Origin of the sequence: Fibrobacter sp. UBA7003 (assembly GCA_002449765.1) — a bacterium.
In the GTDB taxonomy this organism is placed as follows: Bacteria; Fibrobacterota; Fibrobacteria; order Fibrobacterales; family Fibrobacteraceae; genus Fibrobacter.
This window is the reverse complement of record DJXN01000014.1, coordinates 55,051-68,265: the sequence shown is the minus strand read 5'-3', so window position 1 is coordinate 68,265 and position 13,215 is coordinate 55,051. Positions and strand designations below refer to the sequence as shown.

Genomic DNA, 13,215 nt, shown 5'->3' with positions numbered 1-13,215 from the left:
GCGGTCGGTGTTTTTTTCTAAATTTCAAAAAAATAGGAGTCGGTATGAAGAACTTTAGCGAAAATATCAAGTACATCGGTGTCGACGATCGCGACATCGATTTGTTCGAAGGCCAGTACGTGGTGCCCGAGGGCATGGCGTACAATTCGTACGTGATTGTGGACGAAAAGATTGCCGTGACCGACACGGTCGATGCGCACAAGGTGAGCGAGTGGCTTGCCAATTTGGAAACCGCTCTCGCTGGCCGCAAGCCGGACTACCTGGTAATTCACCACCTGGAACCGGACCATGCTGGCGGCATTGCTGATTTTGTCGCGAAGTACCCGGAAGCGACGCTTGTGGCATCCGCGAAGGCGTTTGCTCTGTTGCCGCAGTTCATGGCTCTCCCTGAATCGGTCAAGAAGCAGACCGTGAAGGAAGGCGATACGCTTGCGCTCGGTAGCCATACGCTCCAGTTTATCGGTGCCCCGATGGTGCACTGGCCCGAAGTCCTGTTCAGCTACGAACAGAGCGAAAAGGTCTTGTTTGCGGCCGATGCGTTCGGTAAGTTCGGCGTGTACGATGCCGACCCGGATGACTGGGCCTGCGAAGCCCGCCGCTACTACTTCAACATCGTGGGCAAGTACGGCAACCAGGTGCAGGCGGTGCTCAAGAAGGCGGCTGCACTCGACATCAAGACAATCTGCCCGCTGCATGGCCCGGTGCTCACCGAAAATTTGGGCTACTACATCGACAAGTACAACACCTGGAGCAGCTACGCTCCCGAAGGCAAGGGCGTGCTCGTGGCTTATGCCTCGATTTACGGCGGAACCAAGAAGGCCGCGGAATTGCTCGGTGAAAAACTCAAGGCCGCCGGTGTCGAGAAGGTGGTGGTTTCTGACCTTGCCCGCAGCGACATGGCCGAAGTCATCGAAGACGCCTTCCGCTACGATCGCATGGTGGTGGCAGCTCCTACTTATGACGCGGGACTTTTCCCGGTGATGGAAGATTTCCTCAATCACCTGAAGGCGAAGAACTATTCTAACCGCAAGGTGGGTGTTGTCGAAAACGGCACCTGGGCCCCGATGGCCGCGAAGAAGATGACCGAAATCCTCGCCACGCTCAAGAACGTGACGCTTGCCGAAACGGTGGTGACGGTGAAGTCGACGCTCAGCACCGAATCCGAAGCAGCGATGGACAAACTCGTTCAAGAACTTGTGTAGGCGCATGTTTTCTCGGATGCCCGACCTGTTGTAATTGTAAAATAAATTTTTGAGAACATTTTAAGAATGGCGAATTTCTTTGAATTTCGCCATTTTTGTTTGTTTTGTGTCTAATTACGGGCAAAAGAGCGGCAAAATGATAAAATTTCCTATTGACTTTTTCCTTTTTTGAATATAAATTTTGAGAAAGATTTTGAGAACAATGCGGGCGGGTTGCCTGCATCTCAAAAAAGGATGGATGTTATGGGTTGTAATTCGTTGAAAATGTCGCTCTCGGCGCTGCTTGTGTGCGGGGCGACGGTTGTCGGTACGGCGACTTCCGCGTTCGCGGTCACCTCGCCGGACTTCCCGATGGCGGGATTTGCCACGCAGAATGGCGGCACCACGGGCGGCAAGGGATATTCCGAGGTCACGGTGGACAATGTGAGTGACCTTAAGAGCTACGCCAAGGCGGGCAACAAGATTATTTACGTGAAGCCGGGGACGTACATGGGCCCCGTCGAGGTCGGCAGCAACGTGACGATTTACGGTTACCAGGGCGCCATCATCGCGCAGCCCAGCTCGGGTAGCGCCATGAAGCTGAGCGGCTCGAAGAACGTCATCATCCGCAACCTGAAATTCAAGGGCGCCGGCGCGCATGACGATGATGACGAGGATTGCCTGCAGGTAAATCACGAATCCAAGAATGTGTGGATTGATCACGTGGATGTTTACGATGGTCACGACGGCAACCTGGACATTACCAATGCCTCGGACTACGTGACGATTTCGTGGACCAAGTTCAGCTATACCTCGGCATCGACCGGCCACCAGTTCAGCAACCTGATTGGCAACAGCAAGACAAAGACGAGCGACCGCGGGCATCTGAACGTGACGATTCACCATACGTGGTGGGCTGACGGCGTGGTCGAACGCATGCCTCGTGTGCGTTTTGGCAAGGTGCATGTGGCGAACAACCTCTTCGACAGTAAGAATGCGAGCTATTGCGTGCGTGCGGCCATTGAGGCGGATATCCGCATCGAAAGGAACGTATTCATCGGCGTGCAGAAGGCGCTTGACCTCTACACGAGCGACGGAGCCATCACGGCGGCGCAGATGATCGAAAATTACGAAGAGAACGTGAAGAAACCGCAGGCCGGTACGGGCACAGCGTTCAAGCCGAGTTATTCCATGAGCCTCACCGACGTAAGCACGCAGGCGAAGGCGTATGCCCTGCGCGATTCTATTAAGTTGTATGCAGGTGCTACTCTCCCGGATCCGGGCAGCAGTCCTGTGGTGACTCCGGCAAGCTCCAGCAGCGCAAAGTCGAGCACCAGCGTGGCATCGAGTTCTTCCGTGAAGTCGAGCAGCAGTGTTGCAAAGTCCAGTTCATCGCAGGGTTCTGTTGCGGGTGAGGCTAGCCTCACCAAGCATGGCTCGGGCAGTGCAAACCAGGAGGTTGCCCAGGGTGCTGCGGTTACGGAATTCTACTACACGATTGCGGGCGCGACGGGTGCCGCAGTGACGGGGCTTCCGGATGGCGTGTCGGGTACGCTCAAGGGTTCTGACTTCTACATTTCGGGAACGGTCTCTGCGACGGCTGCGCCGGGTGCATACAAGTTTACCGTAACGACAACGGGCGCTACGACGAATGCCTCGAAGAGCGGGACGATTACGGTCGTGGCTGGGAATGGCGAAGCTCCGGCGTCGAGTTCCTCTGCAAAGTCCAGCAGCAGTAATGTCGTCGAGCCTCCCGAGGAGTCGAGCAGTTCGAGCGCTGTCGAGGTGCAGGACGAATCCTCCAGCAGCGAGAAGTCTGATGCGATTGTGGCTGTGATGGCGAACCGCATGAACCTTGCTGTGTCGGGCCGTGAAGTCGCTATTTATGGCTTGGGTACGGCTGCGGGCTCCGTGCAGGTAGCCGTGTTCGACATGCAGGGCCGCCTGCTGTTCCGCCGGAATGTCACAGGCCAGAACAACGCCTTTGCGTTGCCGGGGGCGGGCTCGTACCTCGTGCGTGTCGGCACCGAGAACCACGTGGTGAAAATTCGCTAAAATTGTTCTCCTCCAAAACACCGGCGCCCGCGTAACAGCGGGCGCTTTTTTACATTGTGTATAAAATGGGAGGACCACTATGAGATGGAGAATTTTTGCCCTGGTTGCATTCCTGTGTCTGGCTGCTTGCGGTGACGATGATAGCGATTTTGCGACGCGCCCGGACGGGAAGGAATCTTCGTCGAGCGTCACGCCGAAATCGAGCGATGACGAGACAAGTGTGTCCAGCAGCAGTTCTGTCGCTTTGGCGACTTCGTGTAAAACCGATAGTACGGATACCTGTGAATATGGCGAGTTGGTGGATGAGCGCGATGGCCAAACTTACAAGACGGTAAAGATTGGTGAGCAAGTCTGGATGGCGGCGAATTTGAACTACGCTTACACGGGTGTTCCCTATAACTATGCCGGCGGTAATACCTCCGATTCTACTAGCTGGTGCTATGGCAATGACCCGGTCAACTGTTCCAAGTATGGGCGCCTTTACACATGGGCGGCGGCGATGGACAGCGTGGGAACGTGGAGTGCAAATAGCAAGGGATGCGGTCAAGAAAAGAACTGTTCGCCGATTTATCCGGTACGTGGTGTTTGTCCCAAGGGCTGGCATTTGCCGGATACAACGGAATGGAAAACGCTGATTTTTGCAGTTGGCGGCTTTGCTGGCATGAAGCTCAAGTCCACAACCAACTGGCATAGTGGTGGCGGTACGGACGCCTACTTGTTCTCAGCGTTGCCTGCTGGCGAAAGGGGGGACGATGGGTATTACTACGGCGAGAACTACAGAGCAAACTTTTGGTGTTCTACAGAGTTCGATTACTATTATGCGTGCGGCATGCTCATGCGCTACGACATCAACGTCGTGAACTTGTACGGCATCTACAAGGGCGGCGGGTATTCAGTCCGTTGCGTCAAGGACTAGCTGTTGATTAGTTAAACGCCTGCGGTAGCGCGCCGATGACATCGCTCGGGAGCATGCTGAATGCTCCCATTTTTGTGCGGGCTATGCGGCCCGCTTTTTGATGCAGTAATGCTCCGAGGACGGCAGCTTCGCAGGTGGACAAGCCCTGTGCGAGCAGAGCCGTGATGATGCCGGTAAGCACGTCGCCCGAGCCGCCCTTGGCGAGGCCCGAGTTGTGTGCGGGCACGATGAACACGCGACCGTCGGGAGCGGCGACGAAGGTCGGCGCGCCCTTCAGGAGAATGACCTTCTTCGTGTTGCGGGCGATGTCACGAAGTAGTTTGGGTATGTCGATATCGTTTGTCGGGAGGGCGCCGAAAAGTCTTTCGAATTCCCGGCGGTGCGGCGTGAGGATTGCCGCAGTCTCGATGCTGTGAAGGTAAGATGCCGCGCCCGAAGTGGGGCTTGCGGATGTCTTGTTGTGTGTGGCGATGGCGTTCAGCGCGTCGGCGTCGATGACTAGCGGACAATTGAGCTGCGGGAGTATTTCGATGACGGCGTCGCGAGTGCATTCGGCGCTTCCGATTCCGGGGCCGATAGCGAGCGCCTGGTTGTGTGCTGCCTTCTCGAGAATCTGCGGAATGTGTGCGGGGGAGAGCGCTGTGGCTCGATCGTCCGTGGAATCCGCATCTTGACCTGCGATATCTTGCAGGTTTACGAATACGGGTTCCGAAAGTTTTGCCTGCAGTACGGACATCACGGCTTCGGGGCTCGCGAGGGTCACGAGGCCGGCGCCGCTCCGGAGTGCTGCTTGCGTGCAGAGCGCGGCGGCTCCCGGCATATCGCCGGAACCTGCGACAATCATGGCGCAGCCCTGGGTGCGCTTGTCGCCCCAGTCGTCGCGCGCGGGCAACATTTGCGGAATGAGCGCCTCGGTGGCGAGGAACGTGTTCTCGCTGAACTGCTCGACGATGCCTGCGGGGTAGCCGAGCGGGGCGATGGAGGCTTCCCCGAAAGCGGGCCCGCCTTCGCGCGTGTATGCATCCAGCCGCGGGAACCCGAACAGGAGGGTTTCGCATGCGCGGGTACAGGGTTCCCGGCGCACGTGTTCCTGTGAGTCGTAACCGGTGGGTGCGTCGGCCGCGACAACCGGGATGTTTGATGCGGCAATGTCGCGGACCGCGGCTGCGTACAGTTCCCGCAGTTCGCCGTACGCGCCGTTCCCGAGCATGCAATCTACAATCAGGTCAAAATCCGCGAACCGCGGCGTGCGCGGTGCAGTTCCTGCCTGCGACAAACTTTCCGCTGCCGGCGAATACGGAATTAAACGGCCGCCTGCCTGCACAAAATCATCCAGAGCCATCTTGGCTTCGTTCTGGAATTTGTCCGCGGCGGCAAGCGAATACGTGGTGCAGGGGATTCCCGCTTCGATAAGCAACTTCGCGAGTACGAGCCCGTCACCTCCGTTGTTACCCCCGCCGACAAATACCGCCACCGATCGCGGCGCAGTTCTAATCTGCGTCTCGGGCGCATTACCAGACCCGCGATAAATATCCCCGCAATAAACGTCCCCGCGATAAGCATCTAAAACCTCGACCGCCTTCTTGAACAGCGCGGTTCCCGCCAGTTTCATCAGTTCATAACCGGCCTCAATCGCCGCGCGCGTCTCACCTTCAATTGGAGCGTCTGTCTGGCGAACGTCCTTGGCGAGCGCTTCCTTGGCCGCCTTGTCAAGTGCACGCATCCCCTCGGTCGAGAGGGCGGGCATGAGTTCCGTAAAACTGAACTGGTCGAGGAGTTTCATACTTTGAATATAAATTTATACAGCGGCCTTTGACAAGACCTCGATGGCGTATTCGCTGTACTTGACGCCGCCTTTTGCTGCATTGCGCTTGAGCCCTTCAATGACCCAAGTCGGCAAACGGAAAGATGCCATCTTCGTTGCTTCGCGGGCCTTGCGGGCCTTGATTTCCTTTACGGTTTCTTCCCAGGGGCCGTTGCTGACGATCGTTGTGCCATCTTCCAAACCCTTGCGGAATTCCTCTGCAAAATCGTGCTCGTTAAAATAGCGGAGTTCTTCTTCCGTCATGTCGGGCTTTTCCATTACCTTGAATGCCATAGATTTTCCTCGTCTTTGTGTGCACGCCTTGCCGTGACGACTGTGTACAGGTCTTTTTCTAGTACGACTGACCATATTTTACCATCTACCTCTCCGATTGCTATGTATCGGTCTGGAAAAGAATTTGAACGCCTAAACAAACATCTGCCATGGACGAGTTTTGCAGCCATTTCGGGAGTGAATGTTCTCTCATCGAATTTTTCAAATGCGTGTTTTATGATTTTCATAATTAATATACAAATTGTATTACAAATTGTCAATACGCTAAATAACTTTAAAATTATGCCAAAATACAATTATAAGTGCTTGCTTCTAAGAAAAAGTTTTATTGGCTCCCTCGTATTTGATGTCGCTTTTGTACTGCTCACGATCAAATATAAATAACAGAATGTCAAAACATGACATTTGTAAAAAATGCAGTTGCCCAATATTTGCGTGATTGCGCTAGAACAAATCCAGCGAACTGTCCAGGTAGATTTCTTCGCGCACTTTTAACTGGTGCTCGGGCTTGGTCATGTAGTAAAGCAGAAATTCCAAGATGAGCGCGCTGCCGAGGCTGCGGCCCTCGATTTTGAAGTGTCTGAATCCCGCGGGCGCGTACACGTTCCGGATGTCGTCAATTCCGATGAATCCCGGGTTCTTCATCGCGTCGGAGAATCGGTAGCCCCTCTGGGCGGTGGGCGAAACGCAAACGTGGTCTTCGCAGTTTTCGCCGAGGCTCTTGCGGCTTACGTTCTCGTAGCAGGCCTTGCGGTCGTGACAGCCGAACCAGCAGCATTCATTGCACAGGAACTCGACCTTCTGCTTTTGCGCGTCCGTAAGCGCGTTCAGCTTGCCGAATTGCTTGTTCAGGCGGAAATCCGGCACCACGTAACGGAATTCATCGCGGTTCAGTTCGGCGACAAACTCCTCGAAATCCGTAATCACCTTCGTGGTCGAAGAGACGAAATAAAAACCGGGGAACTTCGCCCTGATATAATCAAGCAGAAGGTCCGAGTGGATGATGATGCCGGCATCTGTGCTCTCGAACATCCTGCACAACTCGTTACACTGTGCATCGGCGAGGTGCTCTTCGCGAATCAGGGAATTGCTGAAGGTGAGCCGTGCCGAAATCCCGTATTCCTTCACGAGTGCCATAACCTTTTCCGGTTCGGCATCCCCGAAACCGACGCGCCCGCCGCCCCAGAGGCAGTCGCTAGGCGCTCCGTAGATGGAGCCGATATCGCACCAGTCGTAGAAGTATTCCCGGTGGTCGCGCCATAGCGGCAAAAAGGCCTTGTATAGGTCGTAGAACTCGAACAATCCGGGAAGGTGGTAAAAGACTTTTTCCAAGGACAATCCGCTGGGGCGCCATTGTTAGTCGTTGCAGAACGGTGCGTGCGCACCATGTGCGCAGGCGTTTTCGTGCCCACCTCCGCCATGGGATCCGCCAAGTAGTTCCGGTTGCGACTTAAGTTTGACGACCTTGATATAGGGTTTTTTGTATTCTTTTCATACGAGCAATGATAATTTTTTTGGGTGATATTGCAAGTGTTGCGTGTCACATTATGTTGCTTTGTAATGATGACAACATGTGTTTTTGTATTCACTTCACAAAAAAATACCATTCGATAATACCGGTGGTGTTTTGCGTTAGTCGGATGATGGAATGCGTGGCAAGTAGTTGCTATCTTTTACTGCATGAGCGAAAGTCTTGTACAGTGCGTCCGCACGGACGGATTCGAAATGGAATATGCGCGGTTCGGCAACGGTCCGCGTGCAATGGTTGTCATTCCCGGGCTTGCCATCAAGAGTGTAATGAAATCCGCTGCGTCCTTGCAGGTGCCCTACAAGATGTTTGTCGAGGATTTTACGCTGTATTTTTTTGACCGACGCAAGGATGTTGAGGCGGGTTATTCGCTCGAAGACATGGCCCGCGACCAGGTGCTTGCCATGCAGGCGCTCGGACTCAAGGATGTCGCCCTCTACGGCGTGTCGCAGGGTGGCATGGTGGCCCAGCATATTGCTGCGACGCATCCGGAACTCGTGTGGAAACTTGTTCTCGGTTGTTCGACTTCCAAACCCGAACCGCAGCAGCTCGAAGTAATCGGAAACTGGGCTCGCCTTGCCCGCGCGCATGACCGCGAAGGACTGGTGGATGCCTTCATCCGCGACTGCTTCTCGGTGAAGTTTGCCGAACGCTACAGTCGTGCGCTCCGTGCCATGTACAAGGATGTTTCTGATGCCGAAATGGACCGTTTTGCCATATTCGCCCGTGAATGCGACAACGTCGATACCGGCGATATGCTTGCAGATGTCAGGTGTCCGGTGCTGGTCCTTGCCGCAAGTGAGGACCGCGTAGTCCTTCCGGTTGCTTCCGACAAGATTGTAGACAAGCTAAAGTCTGCAAAAGTTCCTTGCGAGTACGAGGTCTTCGAGGGATACGGTCATGCTGCCTTCGACGAAATCAAGGAATACAAGGATAGGATTCTCGAATTCCTGAAACGCTGAATTTTCCGTTGCCGCCTACCGCGAAACCCTGATGTAGTCCACGAGCATCTCGTTCGGGAACTGCGCGTCGTCAACTTCGAAACCGGGCCAGTTGCCCGCGACGGCTACGTTCAATATGAAGAATTGCGGCTTGTGGAATGCCTCCAGGCCGTCCTTCGCGTCTTCGATGGCGATTTCTTGGTACTTGAAGTCGTCTACGTACATCGCGATGAGTTTTTCGTTCCAGACCATTTTGTAGTTGTGGAACTGCGTGATGTCGAGTTCCTTGCTCGTGCCGTAGTAATCCTTGGTGTTGTTGCCGTAGTCGGCGTGGTTCCCGTTGTATTGCCAGTGGTTGGTGCCGTATACGACGTTCTCGTCGTTTATCGCCTCGATGATGTCGATTTCGCCACAGGCGGGCCAGGAGACTGCGTCGATGTTTTCGCCTAGCATCCAAAATGCGGGCCAGATTCCCTTGCCTACGGGTAGCGCGATGCGGGCCTCTACCGTGCCGTATGTGAAGCTGAATTTGCCTTTGGTAATCATGCGGGCCGAGGTGTATTTTGCGCCTTCGTAATCTTCCTTGTTTGCGCGGATGTGGAGGATGCCGTCTTGCACGAAGGCGTTCTCGCTGCGGTCGGTGTAGTATTGCCACTCGTTGTTGCCCCAGCCGCTTGCGCCTGTCTCGAATGTCCATTTTGCAGTATCGATGGTGTCGAACTCGTCGTGCCACAGGTACACTTCGGCAGGTTCGGCAGGCTCACCAACCTTATCAGTGGCCTTGTCGCTGGAGGATGTCTCGGCGGAGACGGAAACATCTATTGAAGAGGATGATAAGTTCGCTGAGCTGAGCCGAAGCGAACTCGAAGAATTCGTGGCAATCTTGTCGCTGCTGCTCGCGGGCGGTTCTTCTGCGGGGCCGGAACTGCTCGAATCGGAGGAGCATGCGAAAAAGACGGCACTTGCTGCCGAGACGATTACAAGGGGCGCTGCGAACTTTTTGAGCATTCTTTAAATATAGCCTAAATTCCTGCGCTAGGGCCCCGAATACTCCAAGTTGGAATAATTGGCGCGGAGAATGCTCCCGGCGAAAACGCGTTTTTGAAGTAGATTTCTTGAAAAAAGGGATGTTTATATGAAAACCATTATCAAATATGGCTTAATTGCCACGTGTGCCCTGACGGCAAATGCGTTTGCCCAGGATTTCTGTTCAACTGCAAAACATACCGGCCAATCCGTGCAAGTGACTACGAACAAGGTTGGTACCATTGGCAATGTCGGGTACGAACTCTGGAACGAGGGCGGCAATGGTGGTTCCGCGACATTCTACGAAGACGGCTCCTTCAACTGCAAGATGACTGGCGCCAAGGACTATCTGTGCCGTACGGGTCTTGCTTTCAATAGCGATAAGACTCATCGAGAAATTGGCCACATGAAGGCGGATTTCAAACTGGTCAAGAGCGGTCTTTCTGAAATTGACTATTCCTATATCGGTATTTATGGCTGGACTCGCGAGCCCCTGGTGGAATGGTACATTGTGGATAACACCGGTAGCCAGTATATGCCGGGCGACTGGGTAGCACAGGGTTCTTCTGCAAAGAAGCATGGTACATTTGAAATCGATGGTGCCCAGTATACGGTTTACGAAGGAGACCGCACCTCTTATTCCATCGATGGCGACAACAAGTACTTCAAGCAGTATTTCAGCGTTCGTAAAACACCGCGCGATTGCGGTACCATCGACATTACGGCTCACTTCAAGAAGTGGGAAGAACTCGGCTTGAAGATGGGCAAGATGCACGAGGCCAAGATTCTTGGCGAAGCCGGAAGCACCAAAGGGCCGAATGCCAGGGGCGAGTATGACTTCCCCTATGCGAAGGTCTATATCGAAAGTGATGCGCCGTCGAGTTCTTCTGTTGCTCCTGAGGTCAGCAGCTCGGAGACCACGGCTATCGCGGGAATCCGTTCTATGGCAACCGGCAGCAATACGTCGCTCGTGTTTGACGCTCAGGGCAGATTCGTCAGTTCCTTCGAGACGGAAAACGATGCGTCCTTGATTTCGGCGATCAAGGACAAGTTCCATTCCGGTATTTACCTGGTGAAGCAGGGCGGAATCGTCCGTAGCATCACGGTGAAGTAATCCGGTCAGTCTTGCGGGGCTTCGGGCGGGACTCTTGCAATCACGCCCACGGTCGCGCGGGTCGCCTTTACGAGGTCGGCGGGAGCCACTTTCAACTGCAAACCGCGTTCGCCTGCGCTCACGTAAATATACGGGAACTGCATTGCGGTTTCGTGAATGAATATCGGGAAGTTCTTCTTGAGTCCGAGCGGGCTGCAACCGCCGCGGATGTAGCCGGTGAGCGGGGTCAAGTCCTTGAGCGGGACGGTATCGATTTTCTTGTTGCCGCTGACCTTGGCGGCGCCCTTCAAGTCCACTTCGAGATTCCCGGGTACGACGCACACGAGGTAACCAATCTTGTCGCCGTGAACGAGGATGGTTTTGAAAACTTGGTTGATGTCTTCGCCGAGACTGTCGGCCACGTGCTGTGCGCCGAGGTCATTCTCGTCGACCTTGTAGGGGATGAGTTCGTAACTGATTTTCTGGCGGTCCAGAATGCGCGCCGCGTTTGTCTTCTTGATGTCCATGTGGTAAAATATAAATCTTTGCGGTATGGCGTGCAATAGGCCTAAATTGCTATATTGCGCGGTATGGATACGCTCGTCTACACGGCAGATATTTCGGCGCTGGAAAGTCCCGCAGTTTTTGAAAGGCTGCTCGGGAAAGTTCCCGAATACCGTCGTGAAAAAGCGATGCGTTTCAAGTTCCCGAGCGGGCGCGCCCAATCGCTTGGCGTGGGACTGCTGTTGCGTCTTGCCTGTCGCGATGCGGGCGTTGCCGGAGCCGACGATAATGTTGTTCTCGGCGAGAACGGAAAACCCGCCTTTCGCGATGCGCCGGAGGTGCATTTTAATTTGTCGCATTCCAAGACGCGCGTGATGTGCGTTATTTCGCCCTACGAGGCGGGTTGCGACGTGGAGCGCGTACGTCCGGGGCGTTCCCGCCTTGCGGAACGCTTCTTCAAGGAATCCGAGAACGCGTGGATACGTTCTTTCCCGGAAGGCGATGCGCAGGATATTGCTTTTTGCAGGCTCTGGACGCTGAAGGAATGCTACATGAAGGTGACCGGGCGCGGGATGGCGCTCTCGCCGGACAAGTTTACGCTTTCTGTGACGCCCGATGGCATTATGCTCGATCACGAAGGCCCGCGACCGGAATACAGGTTCTTTGAATTGCCTGCCTGCCAGCTGACGGAAGGAGACCGCTACTGCCATGCGTATTGCTTGAAGGGCATGCCCGAGGGACATCGGGTGGCTTGTCGTGAAGTTGACCTTGCGGGAAATACTCCGTTCAATGAGGTCGCGCGATGAAACCGTATAATGCAATTCTTGTCGGGAACGGCACCATGGGCAAGCGGCACCGCGCACGTTTTGAAGCGTGCGGTGTGAAGTTTATCGCTGCTGCGGACAATCAAGAAGAATTTGACGAGATTACTGATAAATTAACGTGCGGGACTGCAGATGGGCTGCCCGCAGACTTTGCGGTAATCGCGTCGCCGGCATCGACGCACTATGCCTACGCGAAGTTCTTCTTGGAGCGTAAAATCCCCGTGCTGGTCGAAAAACCGCTTGCCATCTCCGGCGAGGAGGCGCAGGAACTTGTAGACCTGGCTGCGAAAAACGATACGCTCCTTTTTGTCGCGCAGTCGGAATGCTTCAATCCGATTTTCCTGAACTTCCGCAAGCATTTCCTTGCGGAACTGAACGCGCGTCTTGGTGCGGGCGATAAACAATACGATGCCGGCGATAAACAATTAGGTGCCGGCGATATGTTTGTTGCAGGCGATAAACTGCCCGCGGGCAACGTGCGCCTGGAATTCCGGCGCGAGCACAAGTATTCTGAACGCTGCCGCGATGTAGACGTTTCCCTCGATTTGCTGGTTCACGATCTCGGGCTGTTCTTCACCCTGTTCCGGTACGAAGATGTCGATATCTCGTTCAAGACATCTGCCGAATCCCGCGATAGGGCAAGGATGTATTTGAAAGTTGCGCGCGGGCCCTACAAGGGCGTGACTGCAGATTTTTACGTGAACCGCGACAGCGACGTAGATGTACGCACGATTTCCGTGAGCTATGGCCGGCAGGGCGGTTCCCCCGGCTCCGATTACACCGTGAGCCTTGCGCGATATCTCGACAACGGCGAAATCGCCCACATCCCGGATTCGCTCGAGAACGAACACAGGTTCTTCCTCAAGCTTTTGGACGGAGCCTGCGGTGACTGGGGCAAGCGCATTGCCCGGATTGCGGCGGACTGCGTGAAAATCGCCTCCCGGCAATAAGTAATTTTTCCATTTGCTTCGCATAGCTTCGTTTTTATAATAAGGACGAATCTTGCGCTTGCAAAAAAAATGAATAAAAAATCCCGCGATTTCTCGCGG

At 54.6% G+C, this 13,215-nt stretch carries 13 protein-coding genes; 7 read left to right on the top strand and 6 right to left on the bottom strand.

From position 1 onward, the window contains the following. Nucleotides 1-44: 44 nt before the first annotated feature. From B2952_RS11095 to B2952_RS11085, 3 genes are all read left to right on the top strand, one after another. Nucleotides 45-1,202 (top strand): FprA family A-type flavoprotein, encoded by a 1,158-nt coding sequence (locus B2952_RS11095; RefSeq protein WP_290734281.1) that lies wholly within the window; start codon nucleotides 45-47, stop codon nucleotides 1,200-1,202. 243 nt (nucleotides 1,203-1,445) lie between these two features. After that, the gene (locus tag B2952_RS11090; RefSeq protein WP_290734283.1) at nucleotides 1,446-3,236 is read left to right on the top strand and encodes a T9SS type A sorting domain-containing protein; all 1,791 of its coding nucleotides are present in this window, start codon (nucleotides 1,446-1,448) and stop codon (nucleotides 3,234-3,236) included. A 79-nt stretch (nucleotides 3,237-3,315) separates the two neighbouring features. Beyond that, complete coding sequence (locus B2952_RS11085) at nucleotides 3,316-4,152, top strand: fibrobacter succinogenes major paralogous domain-containing protein (RefSeq protein ID WP_290734285.1); 837 nt, start codon at nucleotides 3,316-3,318, stop codon at nucleotides 4,150-4,152. A 7-nt stretch (nucleotides 4,153-4,159) separates the two neighbouring features. Here the strand turns inward: B2952_RS11085 and B2952_RS11080 are convergent, their stop codons facing one another. The 4 genes from B2952_RS11080 to B2952_RS11065 all read right to left on the bottom strand — a co-directional run bounded on the left by B2952_RS11080 (nucleotide 4,160) and on the right by B2952_RS11065 (nucleotide 7,582). Further along, the gene (locus B2952_RS11080) at nucleotides 4,160-5,935 is read right to left on the bottom strand and encodes an NAD(P)H-hydrate dehydratase (protein ID WP_290734287.1); all 1,776 of its coding nucleotides are present in this window, start codon (nucleotides 5,933-5,935) and stop codon (nucleotides 4,160-4,162) included. 15 nt (nucleotides 5,936-5,950) lie between these two features. Continuing rightward, entirely contained in the window at nucleotides 5,951-6,250 is a 300-nt protein-coding gene (locus B2952_RS11075; protein ID WP_072812312.1) for a hypothetical protein, read from the bottom strand. Next, nucleotides 6,235-6,477, bottom strand: a complete 243-nt coding sequence (locus B2952_RS11070; RefSeq protein WP_173381759.1) for a hypothetical protein — start codon at nucleotides 6,475-6,477, stop codon at nucleotides 6,235-6,237. The genes B2952_RS11075 and B2952_RS11070 overlap by 16 nt, the downstream gene beginning before the upstream one ends. Before the next feature lie 217 nt (nucleotides 6,478-6,694). Continuing rightward, nucleotides 6,695-7,582 (bottom strand): hypothetical protein, encoded by an 888-nt coding sequence (locus B2952_RS11065; protein WP_290734288.1) that lies wholly within the window; start codon nucleotides 7,580-7,582, stop codon nucleotides 6,695-6,697. Nucleotides 7,583-7,930: 348 nt separating this feature from the next. Here B2952_RS11065 and B2952_RS11060 point away from each other — a divergent pair, with 348 nt between their 5' ends. Beyond that, nucleotides 7,931-8,740 (top strand): alpha/beta fold hydrolase, encoded by an 810-nt coding sequence (locus B2952_RS11060; protein WP_290734290.1) that lies wholly within the window; start codon nucleotides 7,931-7,933, stop codon nucleotides 8,738-8,740. 15 nt (nucleotides 8,741-8,755) lie between these two features. Here the strand turns inward: B2952_RS11060 and B2952_RS11055 are convergent, their stop codons facing one another. Then, nucleotides 8,756-9,727, bottom strand: a complete 972-nt coding sequence (locus B2952_RS11055) for a glycoside hydrolase family 16 protein (RefSeq protein WP_290734291.1) — start codon at nucleotides 9,725-9,727, stop codon at nucleotides 8,756-8,758. 127 nt (nucleotides 9,728-9,854) lie between these two features. Between B2952_RS11055 and B2952_RS11050 the strand changes: the two genes are divergently transcribed. Continuing rightward, entirely contained in the window at nucleotides 9,855-10,859 is a 1,005-nt protein-coding gene (locus B2952_RS11050; protein WP_290734293.1) for a glycoside hydrolase family 11 protein, read from the top strand. A gap of 5 nt (nucleotides 10,860-10,864) precedes the next feature. On the opposite strand, the gene ybaK is transcribed toward B2952_RS11050, so the two are convergent. Next, nucleotides 10,865-11,365: a Cys-tRNA(Pro) deacylase gene (ybaK, locus tag B2952_RS11045; protein WP_173823916.1), complete on the bottom strand. Its 501-nt coding sequence runs from the start codon at nucleotides 11,363-11,365 to the stop codon at nucleotides 10,865-10,867. A gap of 63 nt (nucleotides 11,366-11,428) precedes the next feature. Here ybaK and B2952_RS11040 point away from each other — a divergent pair, with 63 nt between their 5' ends. Further along, a complete protein-coding gene (locus B2952_RS11040) occupies nucleotides 11,429-12,148 on the top strand; it encodes a 4'-phosphopantetheinyl transferase family protein (RefSeq protein WP_290734297.1) in 720 nt (239 codons plus the stop codon). Next, entirely contained in the window at nucleotides 12,145-13,116 is a 972-nt protein-coding gene (locus B2952_RS11035; protein WP_290732440.1) for a Gfo/Idh/MocA family protein, read from the top strand. Before B2952_RS11040 ends, B2952_RS11035 begins: the two co-directional genes overlap by 4 nt. Nucleotides 13,117-13,215: the final 99 nt, after the last annotated feature.